Raw genomic sequence first — 25,130 nt, 5'->3', positions numbered from 1 at the left:
ATACAAAAGTCGCGGAAGCGTTTAACGTTCTTAAAAAACTCAGAGAACAAGTGGAAGAATTCGATCGTTACGCAAAGAACGTTCTTACCTCCGTAAAAACTCAGGAAGAAAATACGAAAGAAATTTCACAGAGCGCCAACGAACTCATGACCTTCAGTTTACAAATCGAGGAAGCCGTTCTCGAACAAAAACGAGCCACCGACGAAATCACAAAAACGATCGTGAGTATCTCCGACGGAACTCAGGAAATCGCCTCGGGTGCGGACGATCTGACTTCCTTCTCCGGAAATATACACGGACAAGCGAGGAACTTGGGTCAATTGATAGGCAAATTTAAAACGAATTGAATCAAGATTTATGTTTATTAAGCCGAAAAGATATATACTTCCAGCCGTATCAAAACGACGACTCTTTATAAAACGAAGAAGGACGGATACTTATAAATTATATTGTGATTTATAATTCTTATCCGGTTCGAATTTTAAAGATGAATATTTGAATTGATGAATTTATTTTTTTCGATAGAATAACTTTTTCTCGATTTTGGAAGCAAAAAAGGTTGGAAAAGAATGAGTATTCGATTTCGCATTTCTCTTTATTTATCCGTAGTTCTGTTTATCGGATTCAGCATCCTCGCCGCTATCAATTCGATTATCTCCTATGAAAATCTGAAATCGGAAGTGGAAAATAATTCGACGATCACTTCCGAACGTTGGTCCTTGGAAGTGAAAGATCTCCTGGATTCGGCGATGTTTTATGCGAGAGGATTTCGTTCTCCCCTGATTTTTACTTCCCCGCCGAGAGACTCAATCATCGTTTCCATCAAAGAAGTCATTGAAAGAAACCCGGGCTTTTTCGCTCTTTGGCTCGTCTACGAGCCTAATCTCTACGACGGCAAAGACGCACAATATCGAAACACGTTCGCGCACGATTCCACCGGAAGATTTGTTCCTTACGTATTTCAATCCGGTGAAAAAGGAAAAGCGCTTATCAAACCGAGCACAGGTTACGAGAACAAGGACGGAACCGGCGACTTCTATCAAGTTCCCAGAAAGAATAATATTTATTACGTTTCGGAACCGTATCGCTACAAATCCGAAAACGTAAATACGATGATGATTTCCATCGTTGCTCCGATCAGCAAGGACGGTTTTTTTAGAGGGGCCTGCGGGATCGATTTAAAAGCGGAAGAGTTGCAAAAGAAATTCGGAGAAGTAAAACCGTTTCGCAATCAAGGATACATGACCCTGCTTTCTCCAAGCGGACTTTATACGGTTAACGGAAAAGATCCTTCCTTGATCGGAAATAAAATTCCCGATCCGGAAGAATTGGATCTTTTTTTAAAGAAAAGCCAAGAAGGAAAGAACTTCACATATAACTCGGAAGAACACACCCACTATTATTTTCCGTTCCATGTCGGTAAGGATAAACGTTATTGGGTGATGCAGGTAAGTATTCCCGATTCGATCTACAGAGAAGAAATGCTGAATACGATCTCCACAAGGGCTTTAACGGCGATTCTTATCCTACTGTCCGTTTTGATTTGTCTCAACTTTATATTCCAAAAATTGATTACGGTCGGGCTTCTCAAGGCCATCGGATTTTCCGAAGAAATCGCGAAAGGAAATTTAATCGTACAAAGTTCTCACGATAAAAAGGACGAGATCGGAACCCTCCTCGGTTCCATGAATCAGATGCGGGAAGACCTTCTCAAAGTTTTGAGAGAGATCCGAGGATCCGCAACCACTCTCAAAGACACGTCCCAGAAAATGGCGGACTCTTCCCGGCATTTTTCCGACGTAGCACAAACACAAGCCTCCGCTGCGGAAGAGTCCTCCGCAGCCGTTGAAGAACTCGCCGCCTCCGCTCAAAACGTGGGTAAGTCCATGGAACAAGCGGTTTCCAGTATGAAGGAAATCGACGGGAACGTCGTGCGACTCAAGGAACAAATCGTAAATATCAACCGGGAGATGCAGGATTTAGTACGTTTGGCCGCCGAGTCCAAAGAACAGGGAGTCACAGGAGAAAGCGCTATGGTTGCTTCCATCAGCGCCATGGCCGCGATCGGAGACAGCGCTTCTCGAATCACACAAATCCTATCCATCATCACCGAAATTTCCGAAAGGACGAACTTACTCGCGCTCAACGCAGCCATCGAAGCCGCAAGAGCGGGCGAAGCGGGAAAAGGATTTGCGGTCGTAGCCGAAGAAATCGGAAAACTCGCTTCCCAAACATCCACGAGCGTGCAAGAGATCGGCTCGCTTGTCAATTCCACGAACACCGCCGTATTAAACGGAAATACAAAAGTCGCGGAAGCGTTTAACGTTCTTAAAAAACTCAGAGAACAAGTGGAAGAATTCGATCGTTACGCAAAGAACGTTCTTACTTCCGTAAAAACTCAGGAAGAAAATACGAAAGAAATTTCACAGAGCGCCAACGAACTCATGACCTTCAGTTTACAAATCGAGGAAGCCGTTCTCGAACAAAAACGAGCCACCGACGAAATCACAAAAACGATCATGAGTATCTCCGACGGAACCCAGGAAATCGCCTCGGGTGCGGAAGACCTGACTTCCTTCTCCGGAAATATGCACGGACAAGCACAGAACTTGGGCCAGTTGATAGGAAAGTTTAAGACCGACTAAAAAAAATCCGTTCTAAAACTTTCACAATCCGAGACGAGACCCAAAGAAAACGGGTTTTAGTGACTCGGAAAAACGGTTGAACCGAGGGATCTTGCTTAGGATCTTACAGATCAAAGGTATTACCGCCCTTGGAGCCGCTAATGAACTCGAAACAAACATACGCAAAAAACTTCCTCTTTGCGGGGATGTTTGTATTTCTGTTTTTACAAAGACCGATTCAAACGGCGGAATCTCTCAACCGTGTCATCGCGACCGTGGGAACGATTTCCATCTCTGAACTCGATCTCGACGACGCGGGAGAAAAATACAACAGACTCCAAAAACACTTAAAACACGAAGACTTCCGTAAATCTCTCAGAACGAGAATCATAGACTTTCTCATCGATCGCGCCATTGTGGACGTTGTCGCCGAAGAAGAATCGATCCAAGTCAACGAACAAAGAGTCGATTCAGAAATCGAAAAAAGAATGGAAGTGATGGGAATCACAAACCGTAAACAATTCGAGAAGGCGATGGAAGCTTCCTCCGGAATGCCTTTCGAACTTTGGATTACGGAACTTCCGTACCAAATCAAAAAGGGACAACTTCTTCAGTTAAAGATCGCGGTCCCTCCTCCGAACGAACAGGAGATCAGAAGTTGGTACAATCAAAACAAGGACAAGGTCGGGTTTGAAATTCGATATAGAATCATTTCGATCGCACCCGAAAACGATTCCGTGCAGGAAGAAAACAGACTCTACAAGGAAGTTGCCGAAATCAGAAAATCGGTTCTTTCCGATCCTTCCTCTTTCGCATTGATCGCCGGTTCGCCCAGAAACGATCCGACTCTCAGGTCCAGAAGAGGAATGGTGGAATGGATTTCGTCCTTTGATCTTTATAAATACAGTAAAATCACGGCTACGATCGCCGCGCCTCTTCCCAACGGAGGACTTTCCGACGTATTTCGAGACGAAAGAAAAAGATATTCGATCTTAAAGATAGAAGGCAAAAGACCGACTCCGATGGAAAACCTCCGCGGGGGAATCCAGAACATTCTCTATCGAGACAAGGAAGAAGATACGTTTTACAGATGGCTGAAGGAATCCAGGGCCGAAATCCCGATTCAAATTTTCGACGATACCTATAGAAAGGAAAATAAAATCCCTCTCAAGGAAGAGACGTTTCATCTGGACTGATTTTAAGTATTACACGATCCGAGTTTTCGACCGATATGAACTTCAAACCATGAAATTTCCGATTTCCCATTCCGCTGTTTTTTTGAGTCCGGAAACGAAATCTCTTCTGGGATCCGCAAACGAAGGGGAAAATCTACTGCAACTTTCCCTCCGAAAACTTTCCAAAGTTCTTCCCGATTCCCTCGTTTTTTTCAACTCCTGGCCTTTTGCGACCGAAACAAACACATACGATTTTTTGAATATTCAAATTTTGGAAGAGACCTCGGAGATTTCCTTTATAAAAGAAGTTTCTTCCCGGCTTCCAAAATCCAGAACCGGAGATCCGGACTGGGACGACGCTTCTTTCTTTTATTTCACGGGACTTTTCCCCTGTTTGGACGAGAACTTAAGTCTGGAAATTTATCAAAGGCACGATCGTTATCTTTCTCAATATTCCTACAGCGAAAATTTGCCTTCGGGAATCGTTCCCGCGATTTTATCCAGGGAGTTTGCGAACGGGATTCCGGATACGATCAAAACGAGCGCTCAAGAATATCTGAATAAGAACATCAATCACTACGACGTTGAAATTTTTTATCACGCTCCCGATCTAAGACAATATCGACTCGACTTCTCCTTAAAAAATAAAAGGTCCTTAAACTTAGTCGGAGGATTTTTAAAGTCCAAAGAAGACTGGAGCTATTCCGAAATCCTCCCGTGGATTCTGGAACATCCCGAAGTTTTTAGAACCGGACCTTCTTATCTGGAACTGGAAGTTTATCGGGGATGCGAACTGAGTTGTAGTTTTTGTCCGAGACAATTTACGCCGAACGATCAAGACGGGACTTTCTTAAGTCCGGAGTTTTTGGAGAATCTACTGAAACAACAGGAAGAATCTTTTTCCAACGAATACAGCGTTTGTTTCGGAGGACTGGGGGAACCTCTTCTACATCCGAAGTTTACGGAGTTGATTACCGCCGCGCTCGGGACCTCCTCTTTGATGCGGGAATTGATCGTCGAAACCGCCCTTTATTCCGATCTGAATTCTATTTTAGAATTTTTGAATACGTTAGATTCCGCATCCAAGGAAAGAATCACCTGGATCGTAAATCTCACGACTTTCAATCCGGAAAAATACAAAACCCTTTACGGAAAAAAAGAACTGGATCGGGTTCTTTCCAACCTCGAAGAACTCGGAAAAATCTTTCCAAAAGATAGAATTTATCTCCAATTTTTAAAGATCCGGGAAGCCGAGGACGAGGTGGAAACCTGGGTGGACGAAACCGAAAAACAAGGTTACGGAGTCGTCCTCCAGAAATACAATCGTTATGCGGGGCTTATGCCTGAAAAAAGGGTCACGGATCTCACTCCGATTCAGAGGGAATTTTGCTGGCACCTCAATCGGGATCTTTATGTGAATTCGAACGGAACCGTATCCGTTTGCAAACAAATCCCGAACAAGGAATCCGGCAACCTTCATAAGGAAACTCTAATGCAAATTTGGCGAAAAGGTCTGCCTTCGTTTGCCGATTCGTTAAACGGAAAACACGAAACCACGGGCGCTCCCTGTTTGAGTTGTGATGAGTGGTATACGTTCAACGCGTAATATCTACGCGTTCATTCAGGCTCGAACCGGTTCCACAAGATTTCCCGGAAAGGTTTTAAAAGAATTTCCTTCCGGTTCCGGAAAAACGCTCATTGATAGGATCCAAGACAGGATTTTAACCGTTCTTCCCGAAGAACAAATCGTGTATTTAATTCCCGATGGCGACGAGGAACTCGGTTCTTTTTTGAAAAGGAAAAACTATCGGTTTTTTAGCGGCGATCTTAACGACGTAAGACGGAGATACATAAGCGCTGCGGAATTTTTCAAAGCGGATGCGATCCTACGTCTCACGGGCGACAATCCGTTTTACGACACTCTTCACTTGGATCAACTTTTACAGACGTTTCAATTTACGGAATCGGATCTTTCCTACGTGACGGGGCTCCCTTTAGGAATGGGCGGAGAAATTTTTACGAGGGAAGCTCTTGAATGGAGTCCTAAAGTTCTTGAAGAAAGACATAAAGAACACGTAAGTCTCGCCATCAAAGAGAACCCGCATCGATTTCGAATTGTCAAACTTTCCTCCTTACTTACGGAAAAAGAAAAGGAAATTTTACCGAAACTCAGACTTACGATCGACGAGCTCTCCGATTTTCAAACTACTTCTAAAATCTTTAATATTCTGAACGATGAAAAACGTTTTTTCGGCGCCAAAGAATGTGTGAAACTTTTTGAAAGAGATCCGAACGTCTTTGCGGGAAATCAAAACGTGGAACAAATCCGTTTTAGGACCTTATCCGCGGATGATACGAAAGAGGCTCGAATCGGATTTCTAATCGGAAATCCGAAAGAATTCGGAAGCGGCCATTTCGAACGATCCAGAATTCTATTCGCGTTATTGTCCGCGAACGATTACGAAACGATCTGGCTCGAGGAATTTTCCGTCGACGGCGAGGCGGATCTGATCGTCGTAGACTCAAGAGACATTTTAATTCCGGAATATTCAAAAACAAGAATTCTACTTTTGGATCATTTCGGTCCGGACAGAAAAAAATACGAACACTACGACCTTCTCCCCCATCCGGAAAATTCGGATCGTTTTTCCTTGGATCAAATCCTAATTCCTCCCGCACTTTTGAACGTCGATCGCAAGTCGGATGGTTCGCATTTACTTTGTTATGCGGGGAACATCGATTCTCGTTTTTCAAAGGAATTGGATTCGTTCCTTGAGTCCTTGAATCTTCGGGAAAAATTTTCCAGGGTCGTTCGTGTGGGAGGCGCTCCTCCCGTATCGAACCGGATCGAGTTCGTTTCCCGGGTTTCCAAGTTTGAATTTCAAAATCTTTTGATAAATTCTTCCGGTTTTGTCGGCTACTTCGGCCAGTCCTTGTTCGAGGCGATTTTCTTGAATAAAAAGGTCTGTAGTTATTCGATCGGTCCGGTTCATTCTTCCCTTTCCTTACTCTGTGAAAATAAATACGGAATTCCTTTTGCGGGAGAATTGAATTCCAAAATCCTCAGCCGCGAAGTGGATCTGAAATTCAGCGCCCGGCCTGTTAGCGGAGAGGGTTATTCTCGACTGCTTCGGGAAATCGAACGAATTCTGGACTAACTAAAACGCGGGAATTCGTATTAGGGCTCAGTGGATAGGGGGCAGATGTCAGGGTTTTAGATGTCAGTGATTAGGAATCAGATGTCAGGATTTTAGGACTTTACCAAAGGTTAATTTTCCTCTTCTGTAAATTTACTGAAATCTGATCCCTGAAATCTATCCATTAGAATGGGAGTTCCCACATTTTTAAACTGGAAATTGCAGATCAAATTTTCTTTATGAACACCAAAAAATCTTGAAATTTCTTCAATCCCCCGGAAAAAAATTCTGATTGACCGATTCAATCAAAAACATGAAAAATAAACCGACCAATGGTCGGTTTTGGCAATGGAAAAACAAAATCTCAACAAACAAAAAGGAAGGGAACGAAGAGAAGACATCCTAAACTGCGCAAGCCGCTTTTTCTTTACCAAGGGTTACGACACGACTTCCATCCACGATATCATAGGCAAACTCGGAATCGCTAAAGGAACTTTTTATCACCACTTCAATTCCAAAGAAGAACTTCTAATGGAGTTAATCAAGTCCATGTCGGACGAAATGACCCGCGAAATGTTCACGGCAGTGGAAGTAAGAAATCCGAAAAATACATTAGATAAACTTAAAATAGTTCATGAGCTTCATTTCGACAGGGTCAAAAAAAATCCCGAGACGATGTTCTTCTTTTTGAAGGCAATCTATCTCCCGGAAAACTGCTCTCTCAAAGCGAAACTCGAAAGAGAAATTTCCAAAAGGGATATAACCTTTTTGAGAGAACTCATCACGGAAGGAAAAAACGACGGATCATTTTTGACCATGTTGCCCTCCGAATTTTTAGCGGAATCGATCGTGGCGATGTGCAACGTTCAAAACGAAAGATTTGCGCTTTATACTCTCGGTATGAACGACGATATGGATCCGAATTTGATTTATGAGAACAAAAAGAATTCTTATTCTCTTTTTTCATCCATACTCGAAATCAAAGATCCGTTCGAATTTTCGTTTTCGAAGGAAGAAATACAGTCTTCCGTCGAAAATTTTCGAAAGTTCTCCTTAGAATTTGAAAAACAAAATCCAAGCAAAAGCTGCATGAAACAGAATTCTCTTGAGTCTTCAAACGGAGGAAAGGCGAAATAGAATTCTTTCGAAATTTTATTTTTAACCGAATCGCATATGTATCTCTTTTCCTTTATCCCGGTTCCCACGTTCATTATGTCTTCGGAAATTCACCGCTTTTTCTATTCTCAACCGGAAATTAGAAGGCAAAGAATGCTCGCTCTTCGTTCCTGGATCGTGGAATCCTTTCCCGAAATTCTGGAATCGATGCAATCAAAAAGGCCCACATATCATTTAAACGGAAACTGGGTGGCAATCGGTTTTCAAAAAAACAGTCTCTCGATTTATCTCTGCCAATCCGGATCTCTAAAAATAATCAGAAATAAATTTCCATCCCTCGTAGACGACAAGGCTCGTATGAACTTTGCCGATAAGGAGCCTTTTCCCTGTAAGGAAGTTGAAAATTCCATTCGATCGATTTTGAAATCTAAAACGAAGTCGGATGGCGAAAAGAAATCCTCCAAAAAAAATTCAAGATCCTCCTAAAAAGATGCAAACGAGATTTTAATTCCATTCAAAGAGTGGTCGCCCAAGACGTTTGGAGTCCGATTCGATTTTCGAACGGACTGAAGTTGAGGAAATTCTAACAAGAATCGTATCCTAAAAGAAACCAATTGACCCCGGGAAAAAGCAGGAAAACCTGTTTTTTTACGGCCATGAAAAAGCAGATAGGCGATCGTTACGAACCCAAAGAAGTCGAGAGTAAATGGATTTCACTCTGGGACGAGAAAAAGTCCTTTGTACCGAATTCTAATTCCAAAGAATTTTTCTCCATCGTCATCCCTCCTCCGAACGTAACGGGATCGTTGCATATCGGTCACGCACTCAATCATACCATTCAAGACATTCTCATCCGGATCGAACGTAAAAAAGGAAAGTCCACTCTTTGGCTGCCCGGTATGGATCACGCCGGCATTGCGACTCAGATGGTCGTAGAAAGAGAACTCGCGAAAGAAGGAAAGAAGAGAACCGATTTTACAAGAGAAGAATTCGTAAACAAGGTCTGGGAATGGAAGGACCACTCCGGTGGAATGATCACCCGTCAACAAAAACTTTTGGGAGAATCGGTGGATTGGTCCAGAGAAAGATTTACTTTCGACGAAGGTCTTTCCAAAGCCGTATTCAAAGTTTTTAAATCTCTTTACGACGAAGGTTTGATCTATCGCGGAGAAAGAATCATCAACTGGTGTCCCGCTTCTCAAACCGCGATCTCCGATCTCGAAGTCGAGTTCCGCGAAACAAAAGGAAAACTCTATCATATCAAATATCCGATTCACGGCAAGAAGGATCAATTCTTAGTCGTAGCTACGACGAGACCCGAGACGATGCTCGGCGACGTCGCGGTCTGCGCCAATCCGGAAGACGCACGTTATGCGTCTTTGAAGGACGTTATCTTAGAATTACCTCTTACAAACAGACAAATTCCTCTTCTCTTCGATTCTTTCGTGGATAAAGAATTCGGCTCCGGTCTTGTTAAGATCACTCCCGCACACGACGCGAACGACTTCGAAGCGGGACAAAGACTCGGACTCAAGCCGCTTCTTGTCATGAATCCGGACGGAACGATGAACGAAAACGCCGGAGCCTATCAAGGTTTGGATCGTTTTGTGGCTCGTAAGAAAGTGGTCGCGGATCTGGAAACCAAAGGATTGATCGAAAAGATCGAAGATCACGTTCACGCGGTCGGTCACAACTCGAGAGGCGGAGCGGTAATCGAACCCTATCTTTCCACTCAATGGTTTGTAAAAATCAAACCTCTTGCGGACCTCGCGGTGCAAGCTGTTCAAACCGGTCAGGTCGAATTTGTTCCGAAGATGTGGGAAAAAACTTTTTTCGAATGGATGAACAACATTCGGGATTGGTGTATTTCCAGACAACTCTGGTGGGGTCATAGAATTCCCGCGTATCATTGTAAAACCTGTAAACACGTGGAAGTTTCCGAAACTTCCGTGACTACTTGTCCTTCCTGCGGTTCCAAGGAAGTGGAACCCGATCCGGACGTTTTAGACACTTGGTTTTCATCCCAACTCTGGCCGTTCTCTACGATGGGTTGGCCGGAACAAACGGAAGATCTAAAGAAATACTATCCGACTTCCGTTCTTGTTACGGGCTTCGACATCATCTTCTTCTGGGTTTCCAGGATGATCATGATGGGTATGAAGTTCATGCAAGTTCCACCATTTCATAAAGTACTCATACACGGTTTGGTAAGAGACAAGGATGGAAAGAAATTCTCCAAGTCGGTCGGAAACGTAATCGATCCGCTCGTTATGATGGAAAAATACGGAACCGATTCTTTTAGATTTTTCCTTGCTGCGACTCTTCCGGAAGGAAAGGACATTCTTTTCGACGAATCTCGTCTGGACGGTTATCGTTCTTTTTGTAATAAGATCTGGAATTCTTCCCGGTTCATTTTTATGAACTTGGAAGAATCCTTCGTTCCGACCGGAATCACTCCGGAAATTGAAAAAGATCTGGAACCGATGGATCAGTGGATTCTTTCCAGATTCAATCATTGTTTGGAAGAATACGACAAGGCACATTCTAAATTTCATTTTTACGAAATGACCGCGGCGATCTACGAATTCATCTGGGGCGACTTTTGCGACTGGTATATCGAACTCGTAAAACCGAGAGCTTATGGAAAAGTTTCTCCGCGCTCCGCGGAAGTGGCAAAACAAGTTCTCTCGGACGTGTTGACTCGTGCATTAGGACTTTTGCATCCTTTTATGCCGTTCTTAACGGAAGAGGTTCATTCCGTTTTTTCGGATCAGTACATCGCTACGACTCCCTATCCGAAAGCGTATCCGATTTCGTCTGACGCACTCGGAGTTCAAAAACTCAATCTACTGCAGGAAATCGTCACAAAAATTCGCGTTATGCGCTCCGAAAACGGAGTAACACCGGATAAGAAGTGTAAGGCGATCGTAAAATCTTCGGACGACCTCGCTCGTTCCGCGATCGCAGAAAACGAAGTTTCTCTCTTACAACTCGCTCGTTTAGAGTCTATCAAAACGGACGCCGCGTATGAAATTCAGAAAACGGATTCCGTTTCTCATTTTACCAAAGGAGAAATCATTCTTCCTTTGGAAGGTCTGATCGACGTTGAAAAAGAAAAAGCGCGTTTGGACAAAGAACTTCAAAAATCGGAAATCGAAAAAGAAAAACTGGAAACGAAACTTGCAAACCCCGGATTTCTTTCCAAAGCCGCTGCGGACGTAGTGGAAAAAGAAAGAGAAAAACTAAAGAACCTCATCGACAAAGTGGAAAGTCTCAAAAAGGGAATTCAGAATCTTGCAGGCTAAGTTGAAAGTTCTTCTCATCGGCTCGGGTGGAAGAGAAAGCGCGATCGCGTTTCATCTTCGTAAATCTCCGTTGTTAAACGAATTGAAAGTATTCCCCGGAAACGGCGGTTTTCCCGATCACGAAATCCTTCCGGCCGATGTATTGAATGTTTTGTCCAAAGAATCGGTTCAATCCTTTTTAAAACAAAATCCTTTCGACTTTATCGTTGTCGGTCCGGAAGATCCTCTCGTCGCGGGGTTTGCGGATTGGGCGGCGGAACTCAAAATTCCCACGTTTGGACCCGATTCCTATTGCGCCCAAGTGGAAGGCTCCAAGGATTTTGCAAAGTCCTTGATGGTGGAAGCGAACGTCCCCACCGCAAAATATGCAACGTTTACCGAATATTCATCTTCTTTAAAGTATTTAGAGTCACAATCAATCCCGATCGTAATCAAAGCCGACGGACTCGCCGCCGGAAAAGGTGTGACGGTCGCGACCACGAAAGAAATGGCGATCCAAGCCTTAAAAGAAATCTTCGAAGATAAAAAATTCGGAGAAAGCGGCAACCGAGTGGTCATCGAAGAATTTATGGACGGACAAGAAGCTTCCATCTTCGCCGTTTCCGACGGAGAATCTTATTTCCTTCTTCCCGCGGCGCAGGATCATAAAAGAGCGTATGACGGAGACAACGGGCCGAATACCGGAGGAATGGGTGCGTATTGCCCGGCTCCTGTGGTGACAAATTCTATATTAGAAAAAGTGAAAGAAAGAGTCTTTGATCGGATGTTTGAAGTATTTCGTAAAAAAGGACATCCGTATCGAGGACTACTCTATGCCGGTCTTATGATTTCTTCGGATGGAGAACCGAGAGTCGTAGAGTTCAATTGTAGATTCGGCGATCCGGAAACACAATGTGTGCTTGCGATGTTGGACGGGGATCTATTAGAACTTCTTTATACGGCTTCCACGAGTAAGATTTCTGACGTACAAACATCCGTTAAAAAAGGCGCGGCGACCGTTGTCGTCCTTGCTGCGCAAGGATATCCCGATTCTTATGAAAAAAATATTCCTTTGAACCTTCCGGAAACGTCTGGTCAAAACACTTATCTTTTTCATGCGGGAACTCTAAAAAAAGATGGAAAAGTTTTTTCATCCGGGGGAAGAATTCTCGGTGTAGTAGCTCAAGGCGCCGACCTAAAGAGTTCGGTCAACCAAGCTTATTCCTTCCTGGAAAAAATCCAGGCTCCCAAAACGTTTTATAGAAAAGACATCGGACACAGAGCCCTTTAAACCTATGCCATTTTTGATTTCTGGAAATCTGGATCTCGTGGAGAGACGTAGCCTCAAGAAAATGGAAAAATTTCTCGGAATTATTCTTTCTCCGGTTCAATTTCCCGTCGAACAATACAATCTGCTAAGACACGCTCTACATCGCAATTTGGATCCGGATGCGCTGATCCGAAAGATGAATCGTCAAGAACTTCTTTCCTTCATCTACATTCTGACTCAATTCGGAGACGTAGTCAGCGCGGAAACTCCCGCGGAATATCTTGAAGTGGAAAAAATTCCGCTGGTTTTGGAATGGCAAAGGGGTCAATATATGATTCCTTACGAAGTTTTGGATCATCTTTCCACTTCTAGAATATTCAAAAATCAGAATTATCTATTCGCACTCATACCTTCCCTTCCCGCCAAAGAAAAAAAAGCGTGGATCGAATGGATCGGCTCCGGTTACGGAAAAACGTTTCCGAGAGAAATCAATCACGAACTCTATTTCCAGTGCAGACATCTTCAAAAACCGTTTCAAGGAAAATCCCTCCTTCGAGAAGAAACGATTCAACTGAGCCAACTCTGGCCCACCGGTAAAAATGAAATCGTGGATTGGTTCCACAAAGGAATCACTCCGTTTTATTCCGCAATGAAAGAACTTTCCAGAACGGAAAAGGATCCGTTTTTGTTGCATATTCTCGACTTGATCCGTTCGGGCAAACTGATCTTAAAAAAGAATCCGGAAGAATTCAGAAAAAAAGAAGAATACATTTTAGTCGCCACTGTGGAAGGAAATACTCCGCAACTCAGGGATACCGTGTTTTCCTGGGAACAAGAAAGAGAAAGCAAAGAAGACTTTCTTTTTCAATAAATCCAAGCGAGTCTAACGTTTGGAAATTCATCAAATCAATCGAAAGCAAATATTATGGAAGTAAAGTCAGCAAAAGAACTTAAAAGAGTCTCCAAAGAATTACAGGAAAATTTTCTGAATCGTTGGAAACTCTTGAATTTGGAACAAGAAAAAGACCGTCTCAAGGCGCTTAGCGAAAAGGCGGAAGATCCGGACCTTTGGAACAATCCGGAGGAGGCGAGAATCGTAAGCCAAAAAAAGAACGAGTTGGAAAAAAAACTCACTCCTTGGTTTACAATTCAGCAAGATATATTAGATTTTCCTGATTTAGTGGATCTTACTCTCGACGAAAAGGGAGAGAACGGAGTCGGAGAATTATCGACGGAATACAATCGTCTTCAAGAAAAGTTCGAAGAACTGGAATTGCTGGGCGCTCTTAAAAATCCGGAAGATATAAAACCCGCGTTCATCAACATCCATCCCGGAGCGGGTGGAACCGAAAGCCAAGACTGGGCAGAGATGCTTCTCCGAATGTATATGAGATTCTTTGAAAAGAAAGGATATCAGTATTCATTAGTGGACATTCAAGCCGGAGACGGCGCCGGAATTAAGAACGCAACGATACACGTAGTCGGGGACTTTGCTTTCGGATTTTTGAAAGGTGAGAATGGGGTTCACAGACTCGTGAGAATTTCTCCCTTTGACGCAAACAAAAGAAGACATACTTCCTTCGTTTCGGTTCACGTAAGCCCGGAGATAGACGACGATATCGACATCAAGATCGAAGAGAAAGACATCCGAGTGGACGTTTATCGTTCCTCCGGTGCCGGCGGTCAGCACGTCAACACCACAGACTCCGCGGTTCGAATCACGCACATGCCTTCCGGAATCGTAGTCGCGTGTCAGAACGAAAGATCACAGATCAAAAACAGAGACACCGCGTTTAAGATGTTAAAAGCGAGACTCTATGAGATGGAACAGGAAAAAGCAAAAGAAGAATTGGAAAAAAAATCCGGAGAGAAAAAAGACATCTCTTGGGGCTCTCAGATTCGAAGTTACGTTTTCCATCCTTACAATCTCGTAAAAGATCACAGAACGGATCATGAAACCGGAAACGTCGCCGCGGTGATGGACGGAGAAATCGAACCTTTCATCCTTGCTTATTTGAAAACGCTTTAAGATCATTATCCAATAAAGATTTCTTAATGTATAAATTCCTAAAGTGCTTATGCATTGTCTGCATTTTACTGGAGTCTTTCGGTTGTTTTGTCTCTCGAAAGCTGATCTTCATGCCCAGAGGAAAAGATACTCTTCCGTCTTATAAGGGTCGTCTTCTGGAAATTCCGAACGAGGGCAGAATCGTTTATTCTTACTTCAGTCAAAACGGACCTAAACTTGCGGTCGTTTTTCACGGGCAACACGGAACGATATAAGGAATGTCTCATATAGGAGCGAAACTTTTCGAAATGGGCGTTTCCGTTCTTATATCGTTCATGGAAAAAAAGATACATCCGTTCCTTATTTCATGGGTGAAAAACTCAGCAAAAGTTTTCCCAACGCAAAATTCATTCCCATCCCTTATGCAAACCATCAGATTTTCGGATTTCTAAACGAAACCCATTGGAGACAAATGGATAATTTCATCCGGTGACCGTTTTTTATTATCTTTGACGAGTTCGATATTTTCTTGAAGCCTGCGCCATATCGGAAGTCGTCCCGAGACTTGTCGTTTTTCGTATGAATTTATTTTCTTATTTTTTGAGAGTTTATGAAGACCATACGAATATTTAAACATTAGGAGAGTTGAATATGTCCATCATTTCCGGCAAAATCAAATACGGTTGTTTATGGGGAATGCTGATTCCCTTTTTTACGTTTTTTGCTTCCGTCGGTGTGACAGTTTTACTTTTAAAAGACGACTACGGAAACGCACATTCAGTCGCGGATTGGGGCTTGCTCGTGGGAAAACACGTTCTTCTTTTTGCAGGAATAGCGATCAGCGTCATTATCGCGTTGCTCGTCGGTATGGCGTTCGGAATCAAGGATTCAAAGCCGGTCGAAACTCTGAGAATCTTTTGGCCCGTTCTCGTCATTCTCCTTTATTGGATCGCACCCAACCTTCTGCCCGGACCCGTGGACGATTCCATCGTTACGTTAGGCGTCGGAGTCTATCAGATCTATCGTTACTTTAAGGAAAGAAATTCCTCAAAAACTCCCGACTCCGTCAAACCGGACCATTCGAAGGATGCCTTTGAAAATTCCGAAAGAACGCCAAAATAGGATTAAAAAGACATTATATTATGAATTTTGAAAGAACACTTCTCTTGATCGGCCTGGGCGGCGCGATCGGAAGTATATTCCGCTACTTGTTGCAATATTGGTTCGGAAACTTCCTCGGGCTCACTCTGCCCTGGGGAACTTTAACCGCAAATTTACTCGGCTCCTTTATAATCGGAATCGTATATGCGCTTTTCGATCGGTTTCCGATTTTAGACCCGCAATGGAAGTTTTTGCTCGCCTCCGGACTTTGCGGAGGATTCACAACCTTTTCGACCTTTTCATACGAAACGTTTCAAATGTTAAGATCCGGTCATTTCATTTTATTTTCAGGATATGTCGGTTTGAGTATCCTCGGCGGAATCGGATTTGCGTTCGTCGGCGTTTGGGCTGTAAAAAACTTTTGAGTAGCGCGTTACTTTAGAAGTACACGTTATCTGCCATTGTATCCGCCGACGGTTCTTTACCAGAGTTGTTGAAAAATTAATTCTCCATTTGTTTCTGTTTCATTGAAATGGACGATTGACGCAGTTTTGTTAATCGAGACTATTGAATTTTTCAACAATTCTATTCTTAAGAAGTTCACATATCTTTCAATTGTTCGACTCGATACATAACGACCTACAAATCCGTACGCTCCGAACATCATGACGTCGCCGCTCCCTACTTCTCATTAAAATCCCATCAAGTTTCTTGTATCGACCGCTATAATTTTAAAATTCAATCGGTTATAGGGAAAGTCAAACTACGGATCTTCTTTTACGTGAATTCTGTGTAACAAATGCGAAAGCGATTGGATCTTAACGAAACTAAGAAACAGCGTCACTTAGAAAGTGTTCCTCTGAGTTTAGAGTGACACAAGAGTTAAGATGTATCAATTTCCGTGGATCGCTCGGCAGACAACGACGTTTAGCGTCTTATTCTCCCGAAGCCCCTGCACTAAAATAACGTTACTTAAGTATTCAATATTTATTATATTAAAGAAAATATATTTTGTTTTAAAATTTTTCTTTACAAAGTCGTCTCTCTTATCAACCTCAATTTAACTTCAAAAGAAGCAGAATGTTGGATATACGAAAATGGAAACTTCAAAAAGAATAAATACAGTAAGGCGAGTTCATGAAGAATATCCTTTCCATTTCGATCTTTCTTTCCCTATTTTTTCAAAGTTGTACGGCTTGGCCCCTTTTAACCGGAACGTTAGGTTTGGCCGTCGGCAAAAAAGGCGATAGTGTTTCACTCCTTCCGCTTTTCTTACGCAGTTCCGATCCAGTAATCACTCGAATCGAACTCAGTTCCCAAGATACTTCCATCGCTCGAGGTATGAGCGCGGCTTTTCAAGTTACCGCGATCTATGATAACGGAACAAACAGCGATATTACGAGTTCCGCTTCCGTCATTTCCGAAGTTCAATCCGTCGCTACGATTCAGGAAAACAGAGTCAGGGGAATTTCTCCGGGTTTCTCACTGCTTCAAGTCGAGTACAATGGTTTATATACTCAGCTTAAAATCGAAGTGACGCCTGCGGTTTTAAATTCGATCCAAGTCGACAGTTTGGTTTCCGGACCCTTACCGAAAGGTTCGAATCGTCAGTTCTCCGCAATCGGTATTTTTTCCGACGGTTCTCATCAAGATATTTCCAACGATCCGCTGACGATTTGGTCGACCAACGATTCGTCTTTGGCGCGTGTAAACGCATCCGGCGCGGTCTCGGGTATTAATTTAGGAATTGCTCATATTCATGCATCCTTCGGTTCCAAACAAGGCTCCTCTTCCTTGACCGTATCGGCGGCGACTCTTTCTTCGATTCAAGTTACTCCCGCCGATCCCAATCTTCCTTTAGGAAAAAATCAGCAATTGACCGCCACCGGAATCTATTCCGATAACTCAAATAGGGACATTTCCGCTTCGGTCGTCTGGAACATTTCGGATCATACGATCGCTTCGATACAACCTCAAGGTTTATTAGAAACTATTAATGTGGGTCCCGTCGTCGTTTCGGCTTCCTTCGGTTCCAAGGTCGGTTCGACAAAGTTAACCGTAACACCCGCGTCCTTGGTTTCCATCTCGGTCTCTCCCGTAAATTCTTCCGCGGCCAAAGGATTAAATCAGCCTTTTATCGCGACCGGCATTTTTTCCGATAATTCTAATTCAGATATCACGGATCAGGTTACATGGACTTCTTCGGACACAAACATCCTCGTCGTTTCCAACGCAAGCGGAAGTCACGGTTTAGCTTCTGCCGTCAATCAGGGTGCGGTTACGGTTACCGCTTCCGTCGGCGGCATTGAAGGTTTTACGGACTTCTCCGTCACTCCGGCGACCCTGGTTTCAATCTCCGTCACTCCGGTCCTTCCTTCCAAAGCGAAAGGATTAACCGAACAATTTACGGCGACTGGAACTTTTACGGATCATTCCAAACGGGATATCACTTCCTCGGTCACATGGGCTTCCTCTTCCGGAGCGGCAAGCGTGTCTAACGTATCCGGAAACGAAGGTTTGGGGAAAACTCTTTCGATAGGAGATACGACCGTTACGGCGACCTTGGGAAGGGTTTCCGGGAATACAACGTTAACCGTAACTCCGGCAATTCTCACTTCGATTCAGATCGGCCCGATCAACCCTTCTCTCGCAAAAGGTTTAAGGAAAAAATTTTCCGCCACGGGAATCTACTCGGACCATTCCAATTCAGATATCACTTCGTCCGTGACCTGGTTTTCATCCGATTCTTCCGTTTCCGCAATCTCCAACGCGGTAGATAGTAAAGGGGTCGCCTCTGGAAACACGATCGGAACCACGAATATTAAAGCGACATTGGGAAACATCGGCAGCGCGATATCCACGTTATCCGTAACCGCAGCGGAACTGGTTTCGATCGGAATCACCCCATCTTCCTCCTCCAAAGCGAAAGGCCTTAAGGAGAATTTTAAGGCTACCGGCGTTTTTACTGACAACTCAACCCAGGATCTTACGGAACATGTCACTTGGAGTTCCTCCGATACGGCAGTAGCAGAAATTGTCAACGCAGTCGGAAACAAGGGGGTTGCAAACTCGCTTGCCGCAGGATCCAGCGACGTCTCCGCCGCCCTAGGTTCGATTACAAGTCCGAGCGTCGCCTTTACAGTAACTCCGGCACAACTCGTTTCGATCGCAGTGACTCCGAACGGTGCCTCCGTTGCGAAAGGTTTAAAACAACGGTTTCAGGCAACGGGAACATACACCGATCATTCCACCCAGGACGTTACGAATTTGGTTTCCTGGTCTTCTTCCAATCCCGGAAAAGCGGCCGTTAGCAGCGCGGCAAACTCGGAAGGTTTGACGACCGCAATCTCCGCCGGAAACACGAACATTACTGCAACGTTAGGCGCCATTTCCGGTTCTTCCGCTTTGAATGTGACTTCCGCGATTCTTACCTCTATCGAAGTGACTCCGAGCCTTTCCTCCGTCGCCAAAGGTCTCACAAAACGATTTGCAGCGACCGGAATCTATTCCGACAACTCCACACAAGATTTGACTTCGGTTGCAACCTGGGTTTCCTCCGATCCCTCCAAGGTCGCGATCGAAAACGAAGCCGGTCAAAAAGGGATCGCATTCGCCTCCACTTTAGGAAATTCGAATATTACGGCATTCTACAATTCTATTCGGAGCGCTCCGACTCCGATGGAGGTTACCGCCGCCGAATTGGAAAGGATCGTCATTACCCCCGACCTTACGTCGAAAGCAAAAGGTCTTTCTCAACAGTTCGTCGCCGAGGGGCTTTTTACGGACAATTCAAGACAAGACCTTACCGATCTTGCAACCTGGTATTCCTCGGATTCTAAAATCGCTCCCGTCGGTAACGCGGACGGTAAAAAGGGTTTAGTAAAGGCTCTTTCCGAGGGCACTCGGATATTTCGGCGGTTTATAATTCCGTCAACAGTAAACCGATCCGCTTTAACGTAAGTCCGGCCACGTTAGTTTCCATTCAACTAAGTCCCGCGGACGGCACGATTATCAAAGGATTTTTTCAACAATACACCGCATCGGGCGTTTATTCGGACGGTTCCGTTCAAGATATCACCGATTCGGTCAGTTGGAGCAGTTCCGATTTCCTATCCGTTTTTGTTTACAACAGGACGACCGTATCCAACGGATTGGCGAGAGCCTGGAAAATCGGAACATATACGATCTCGGCCAGATTCGGATCCGTTACCGGAAGTACCAACGTAAACGTCGGCGCGGCGCCCCTATCTTCAATCGCGGTATCTCCCACCAATTCGACCGTCGACACGACCTCGACAAAACAATTCTTCGCGATAGGAACGTATTTGGACGGCATCAAGAAGGATCTTACTTCTTCGGTTACTTGGTCCAGTTCCAATCCGTCACAGGCAACGGTGAGTAACGCATCGGGAACAAAAGGATTGGTTACCGGAATTTTAGCGGGAACTTCGAAGATCGTCGCTACTTACGGCTCCGTATCGGGAAACACGAATCTTACGATAAACAAGAGCGAAACGATCCCTCCGAAAATAGCCTGGGTTTGGTCCTTATCGCCCACAACGATTCATATCATATATTCGAAATTCGTAAACAATAAGGAAGCGTTGACTCTATCCAACTACAAGGTCGTGGATACTTCCTCTTTGAGCGGAAACTGTTCCGATAACACGAACTTCGACGACAATTCTCAAACCGGAGATTTTTCCCTGAGTAGTATAAGCGAAAACCAGAATCTTTTTACGATCACACTTTCGCATTCGCAGATCGCCGACAAAGCTTACACTCTCGTAGTAAACAAAACGGGGATTCACGACCGTTTGTTTACATCGAATACTTTAAGTTGTCCGAATAATGCGAATTTTAGGGGAAAGGAACAACTCAAACTTACGGGAGCGGTTTGTAATTCCGTAAACCGAGTGATCGTTTCTTTTTCAAAACCTTTGTACGACGGAATGGATATCTCCAAGTCCGTGGAATGTTCGAACCCGTCGCAATGCGAATCGAGATATAAATTCGCGGGAGTTTCCTCTTTGGGAAAGATTACGAGTGCGAAAATTTTGGACGGAATCGTTTGCGACGGAGCACCCGCGGATCATTCCAAAGTGTGCCTAACGCACACGCTTCTTCAGTCGGGCGGTCAATACACCGTGATCGCCGCGAACCGTTCGGACGGAGACGGTTTTGACGACAATTCTTGGGGAGCGATCCGCGACTGGTCCGATCAGGAGGATTTACAATCCTCTCCGAAAGATAGAACGAACTTTATAGGATGCGGAGATTCTCCCGTAAACTTTACGGACGGCCCCGTTGCGACAAATCCTTTCGGGGACGATTCCTCTTTCGGTTCCCTCACGGATTATAACGACCGCATCTATCTCGGTCCGAACGCGAACGGAAACCAAGCGATTCGTTTTAATTACGACGGCGCTCAACCGGAATCGGTTTTTTTCACTTTTACCAAGGACACAACCGACCTAAGCAAAATTGCGAAGGGATCCTTTTTCGATGATCCTAAAAATCCGCAGATCTCCTCCAACTCGTCGATAAACGTGAGATTCGATTCTCCTCCTTACGCTACGATCGGTCATACGGGATGTGTTCCCAACAGTTCGGACATAACGACCGGATGCGGTCCCGATAACGAAAACGGACGAGGCGTGTTTGCAACGGGATCGTTAGGCAAAACACCTCATATGTTCATAGCGGGTTCCAAATCCATCAACGGTTTCGACTATCTCTACTATTCTTCGAACACCGACGCCGGTCTTGATTTTAAATACATCGATATGGCAACGATCACGGGGGGAGCGACCGCGGGAACTTCCTCCATCGCCCTTTTCAACGATCGAGTTTACGTCGGTTTTGCCAAGAAAAACGATCATTCTAACGCACCCGATTTCGGTAAAATCACGTTCAATACTTCCGATTCGACTCGATGTAAAATCGGGAACAATTGCGACACGTACGACGGTTATCGCGGACATCGTTTTAGAATCGATAGAATGCCTTATTTCGGCGGAGGGAGCCTGGACTTCACTCCTAATAATGCGAATATAAAACCTCTCCCTCGAATGAGCTTGGACTTCACTCCTAATAATGCGAATATAAAACGTCTCCCTCGAATGAGTCTGGGCTTAGCTCCCGTCGGCAAGACTCAAGTTGAGAAAAAAGTTAATAGACTGAATAAACTCAACAACTCGTCCATCAACTGGGGTTTTTACGTGGGAGTGGACTCTCTCTTCGTGTTTAACGAAAAACTTTACGCCGCAAACGGAGGGTTTCCAAATTCATTACATAACGGAAGTATAATACGTTCCACGAGCGACAACCCGGCTCCTTGCGAGCAAACCGATCAGTGTTCCGACTGGGAAGACATCGCGCCCAGATCCAATCCGAAATGGCATAACTCTCCCCATAACAATTGGTTTTCTCTTGAACTCGTCAATTATAGCGATTTGGTACCCGCCGATAAGGCGTTCTCGCAAGGAGCGGAGTTTAACGGAAAAATGTACCTTACAAGAACGATCTGTGTGACACCTGAGGACAACTCCGGGCTCAGAAAAAAATTAGAAACCGTCGAGGGCTGTACGGACGGAAGTTATACGAATCGAAGACCTCAACTTTGGAAATGCGATCCGGCTCTAAGCGGAAACAAAACCGCTTGCGACGCCGACGATTGGTCCGTTGTTGGAGACGACGGAAACGGGTTTACGAATTTCGGAGACGTTTCCAACCACAGTATGACGATGTTGGTGGCGAGCGGATCTTATCTCTACGTAGGGTTTGACAACGAAAACGGAATCCAAATCTGGAGAACCAATCTTCAAAATCCGGGAAGCGCTTCGAACGTTTGGGAACCGGTGGGAGGGAACGGCTTAGGAGACACAACCAATCAAGAGATCTATTCGGGTATCTCCGTAAAAAGTTCAGACGCGGACTACGTCTATGTAAGCGCCGGTAAAAAAGGTCGACCCGTCAAAGTTTACAGACAACAGAATCAATAATATGCAAAATTTATTAATAACCCTCTTCGGGATAACGACTTGTATGTTCGCCGTATTTGTTTCCTGTCGGAAAAACGGAAATTCCGAAAGACTCGTTTTTATTCAAAACGAAAAAAACGGAAGAGTTCGCCTTCAGTCCGTCGTTTATGGGAGAATCGATCCGCAAAAGAGCATTCAAAATTATGAATTTACTCTTAAACAGTCCGAAAATGTGTTGGGAATCGTTCAAGTCGATTCCACCGATCCAGATCTGAGGGTCCGCCTAATAAAAAAAGGGATACTTTTCGACTCGAAGAGGGAATGTACGAATACGCGCTTAGGAAACACATATTCCTGCAAGATCGAAATTCAATCCTTGGAAAAGGGCCGCTACCAACCGGTCGTATATAAAAACACGAATACGAACGAATCCAATTTCAATCTTTTTGTAGGAATATTCGGAAAGGGTTATGTAAATGTCGAAACACAATTCAATCGTTAAGATCTCGATCCTATTTTTGATTTTGAGTTTATATCCGGACTGCCAGAACGTACGGGTGAGTTTTCCCCAAAATCCTCCCGTGTCCTGTCGACCGCCTATTCTTAGGAGACAGTGTCAAAACGATAGGGAGGAAAGGACCAGGCTCAACGCGCAACCTCCTCGGGTACACGTGGTCCCTCAGCCTTTTTATTTTTGGGGGATGGTTCCGGAAGATCGGCAAGTCGATATGGCCGTCTATTGTCCGAACGGAATCAAGGAAACTCTTCAATATTCAACTTTCTTAGATTCTCTCTATGAACAATTGACTCTCGGAATGTATTCTCCGAGAACCTTAAATCTAATCTGTTATAATTGAGTTTTAACCGTGAAATTTTTTAAAATAGTTTTTCTAGTTTTTATAACCTCGACCACGACGGTTTGTTACAATACCACATTACAAATTCATAATACGTCGAGTTCAATTTCGGCGGAATCGGAGCCCAATCAAACGTTCAAACAGGGCGGTTATTTGTTCGGTTTAATCGACGCATTTGAAACTCCGAAAATCCAATGCGCCGAAGGGGAACCCGAGATTTTAATCCGAAGGAACTTTTGGGACAACGTCATCCACTGGACGATCGGCGGAATTTATACTCGAAGAACGGTCCAAGTGTTCTGCAAAAAAGAAAACGTCGATGTCGATCAAGAGTCTTTGGGGCCCGGGTAAAAAGCCGGATTCCAAGCGACTTCCCAATAATATCCTTCCGGATCTTCAAAGTAACCGGAGTAACCTCCCCAAAAAACGTCCCGAGGTCGTTTAACGATTTTCGCTCCCGCAAGTTCCGCCTTGGCGATCACTTGATCCACCTCCTCTTTGGATTGTCCGTTGTAAGAGAAAGTAAATCCTCTGAAACCGTTTCCTTTATCGGAAACGCCCACATCCGCCGCAAGTTCCTCCCAAGGATACAAAGCGAACCAAGTTCCGTTTAACGTAAAAAAGGCGATGTTTCCCTCGAATTTCATTTTAGGAAATCCGAGACCTTCCTCGTAAAAACGAACCGTCTCTTCCAAGTTCTTAACGCCGAGAGTAATCATATTGATTCGTGGTTGCATGGAACTCAGATTCCCGCAATCGAACGTTTCGAAAAGTAAAATTCGGTTCGATAGGGAATAAACATAACATTAAAGATTCAGAACGGAGAAGCCGAGTTTTCTCAGCGATTTAGAAAAATCCCGATCAAAGGTCACCATTTGCGCCTCTAAAAACCGGCAAGCGGCCGCTAAAACTGCGTCTCCGTAATCCTTGATATGTTTGGGCCATAATTGTAAAATGAATTCGGGAAAATAAGCCGAATCATAACCGACTCCCGGATTTATCATTAAGTCTTTAATGATTCGATTGATTTTACCTTGTTCGACGGAATATACGGTTTTGAAAACAAATACGATTTCCGTAATATTGTGGGATGTAAGCATCACTTCGTATTCCAAACGAGAAACCTTTTCCCAGAGTGAAACCATCTTATCGTGTTGTTGCGGATTTCTTCGATTCAAAAACGATATATAACAATTCGTGTCCAAGATCAATCTCATTTCGAATATCTTTCCGCGCGAGTTTTCCAAGCCTTTTGAATATCCGATTTTATATCCGCCGCGCCTTCGGTAAGAAAACCTTTATATTTAAGAAAGGGTTTATTAGCCGGTTCTATACGAATCCCTTGTTCGTCGATAGACCATTCGATGACGTCCTCCATGGAAAGTTTTAAGGATTCCCGAACTTCCTTCGGAATCGTTATTTGATATTTGGAAGTGATTTTGGATCTTAATTTCATATCCTTACCTTATATGAATAAGTAAGGAGAGTCAATATAAAAAGTTTTTAACTCAGATTCCCGCAATCGAACGTTTCGAAAAGTAAAATTCGGTTCGATAGAAAAGAAATTCGGACGTT

General features: G+C 44.1%; 19 protein-coding genes and 2 pseudogenes. 18 read left to right on the top strand and 3 right to left on the bottom strand.

The window, feature by feature from the left end:
• From LEP1GSC194_RS10835 to LEP1GSC194_RS10745, 18 genes and pseudogenes are all read left to right on the top strand, one after another.
• A partial coding sequence (locus LEP1GSC194_RS10835) for a methyl-accepting chemotaxis protein (protein WP_020773615.1) occupies nt 1–347 on the top strand: 347 nt, incomplete at its 5' end.
• A 222-nt stretch (nt 348–569) separates the two neighbouring features.
• Entirely contained in the window at nt 570–2,645 is a 2,076-nt protein-coding gene (locus LEP1GSC194_RS10830) for a methyl-accepting chemotaxis protein (RefSeq protein WP_020773621.1), read from the top strand.
• 140 nt (nt 2,646–2,785) lie between these two features.
• A complete protein-coding gene (locus LEP1GSC194_RS10825; RefSeq protein ID WP_017810074.1) occupies nt 2,786–3,820 on the top strand; it encodes a putative peptidyl-prolyl cis-trans isomerase in 1,035 nt (344 codons plus the stop codon).
• 49 nt (nt 3,821–3,869) lie between these two features.
• Complete coding sequence (locus LEP1GSC194_RS10820; protein WP_020773630.1) at nt 3,870–5,405, top strand: spiro-SPASM protein; 1,536 nt, start codon at nt 3,870–3,872, stop codon at nt 5,403–5,405.
• Nucleotides 5,380–6,957 carry a cytidylyltransferase domain-containing protein gene (locus tag LEP1GSC194_RS10815; RefSeq protein ID WP_020773584.1) on the top strand — a complete coding sequence of 526 codons (1,578 nt, stop codon included), beginning with the start codon at nt 5,380–5,382 and terminating at the stop codon, nt 6,955–6,957. Before LEP1GSC194_RS10820 ends, LEP1GSC194_RS10815 begins: the two co-directional genes overlap by 26 nt.
• A gap of 327 nt (nt 6,958–7,284) precedes the next feature.
• Nucleotides 7,285–8,073 carry a TetR/AcrR family transcriptional regulator gene (locus tag LEP1GSC194_RS20855; RefSeq protein ID WP_020773590.1) on the top strand — a complete coding sequence of 263 codons (789 nt, stop codon included), beginning with the start codon at nt 7,285–7,287 and terminating at the stop codon, nt 8,071–8,073.
• Between the two features lie 132 nt (nt 8,074–8,205).
• Complete coding sequence (locus LEP1GSC194_RS10805; protein WP_232424461.1) at nt 8,206–8,538, top strand: DUF1801 domain-containing protein; 333 nt, start codon at nt 8,206–8,208, stop codon at nt 8,536–8,538.
• A gap of 170 nt (nt 8,539–8,708) precedes the next feature.
• Nucleotides 8,709–11,357, top strand: a complete 2,649-nt coding sequence (locus LEP1GSC194_RS10800) for a valine--tRNA ligase (RefSeq protein ID WP_036042301.1) — start codon at nt 8,709–8,711, stop codon at nt 11,355–11,357.
• A complete protein-coding gene (gene purD, locus LEP1GSC194_RS10795) occupies nt 11,347–12,627 on the top strand; it encodes a phosphoribosylamine--glycine ligase (protein WP_020773596.1) in 1,281 nt (426 codons plus the stop codon). Before LEP1GSC194_RS10800 ends, purD begins: the two co-directional genes overlap by 11 nt.
• 4 nt (nt 12,628–12,631) lie before the next feature.
• Complete coding sequence (locus LEP1GSC194_RS10790; RefSeq protein ID WP_020773609.1) at nt 12,632–13,477, top strand: hypothetical protein; 846 nt, start codon at nt 12,632–12,634, stop codon at nt 13,475–13,477.
• A gap of 54 nt (nt 13,478–13,531) precedes the next feature.
• Nucleotides 13,532–14,635 (top strand): peptide chain release factor 2, encoded by a 1,104-nt coding sequence (prfB, locus tag LEP1GSC194_RS10785; RefSeq protein ID WP_020773592.1) that lies wholly within the window; start codon nt 13,532–13,534, stop codon nt 14,633–14,635.
• 26 nt (nt 14,636–14,661) lie between these two features.
• A pseudogene (locus LEP1GSC194_RS23040) lies at nt 14,662–15,107 on the top strand (hypothetical protein).
• 440 nt (nt 15,108–15,547) lie between these two features.
• Entirely contained in the window at nt 15,548–15,736 is a 189-nt protein-coding gene (locus LEP1GSC194_RS23035) for a hypothetical protein (protein WP_231384477.1), read from the top strand.
• A 20-nt stretch (nt 15,737–15,756) separates the two neighbouring features.
• Nucleotides 15,757–16,140 carry a fluoride efflux transporter CrcB gene (gene crcB, locus LEP1GSC194_RS10765; protein ID WP_017809602.1) on the top strand — a complete coding sequence of 128 codons (384 nt, stop codon included), beginning with the start codon at nt 15,757–15,759 and terminating at the stop codon, nt 16,138–16,140.
• 712 nt (nt 16,141–16,852) lie between these two features.
• Nucleotides 16,853–22,719: pseudogene (locus LEP1GSC194_RS22640) on the top strand (Ig-like domain-containing protein).
• Nucleotides 22,720–22,762: 43 nt separating this feature from the next.
• Nucleotides 22,763–23,200 (top strand): LIC_10463 family lipoprotein, encoded by a 438-nt coding sequence (locus LEP1GSC194_RS10755; RefSeq protein ID WP_020773611.1) that lies wholly within the window; start codon nt 22,763–22,765, stop codon nt 23,198–23,200.
• On the top strand, nt 23,175–23,555 hold the full coding sequence (locus LEP1GSC194_RS10750) for a Bor/Iss family lipoprotein (protein WP_020773598.1): 381 nt from the start codon (nt 23,175–23,177) through the stop codon (nt 23,553–23,555). Before LEP1GSC194_RS10755 ends, LEP1GSC194_RS10750 begins: the two co-directional genes overlap by 26 nt.
• 9 nt (nt 23,556–23,564) lie before the next feature.
• On the top strand, nt 23,565–23,906 hold the full coding sequence (locus tag LEP1GSC194_RS10745; protein WP_017808732.1) for an LA_3781 family PerA/PerB upregulated protein: 342 nt from the start codon (nt 23,565–23,567) through the stop codon (nt 23,904–23,906).
• Here the strand turns inward: LEP1GSC194_RS10745 and LEP1GSC194_RS10740 are convergent.
• From LEP1GSC194_RS10740 to LEP1GSC194_RS10730, 3 genes are all read right to left on the bottom strand, one after another.
• Nucleotides 23,882–24,292, bottom strand: a complete 411-nt coding sequence (locus LEP1GSC194_RS10740; RefSeq protein WP_036042270.1) for a VOC family protein — start codon at nt 24,290–24,292, stop codon at nt 23,882–23,884. The two genes, LEP1GSC194_RS10745 and LEP1GSC194_RS10740, sit on opposite strands and share 25 nt — an antisense overlap.
• Before the next feature lie 69 nt (nt 24,293–24,361).
• Nucleotides 24,362–24,772 carry a type II toxin-antitoxin system VapC family toxin gene (locus tag LEP1GSC194_RS10735; protein WP_020773603.1) on the bottom strand — a complete coding sequence of 137 codons (411 nt, stop codon included), beginning with the start codon at nt 24,770–24,772 and terminating at the stop codon, nt 24,362–24,364.
• Complete coding sequence (locus LEP1GSC194_RS10730; RefSeq protein ID WP_017808730.1) at nt 24,769–25,011, bottom strand: AbrB/MazE/SpoVT family DNA-binding domain-containing protein; 243 nt, start codon at nt 25,009–25,011, stop codon at nt 24,769–24,771. Before LEP1GSC194_RS10730 ends, LEP1GSC194_RS10735 begins: the two co-directional genes overlap by 4 nt.
• Nucleotides 25,012–25,130 lie beyond the last annotated feature (119 nt).

The organism is Leptospira alstonii serovar Sichuan str. 79601, from assembly GCF_000347175.1.
Lineage (GTDB): Bacteria > Spirochaetota > Leptospiria > Leptospirales > Leptospiraceae > Leptospira > Leptospira alstonii.
Note: the sequence above shows the minus strand (reverse complement) of the source record. Positions and strands in the feature narration are given on the sequence as shown.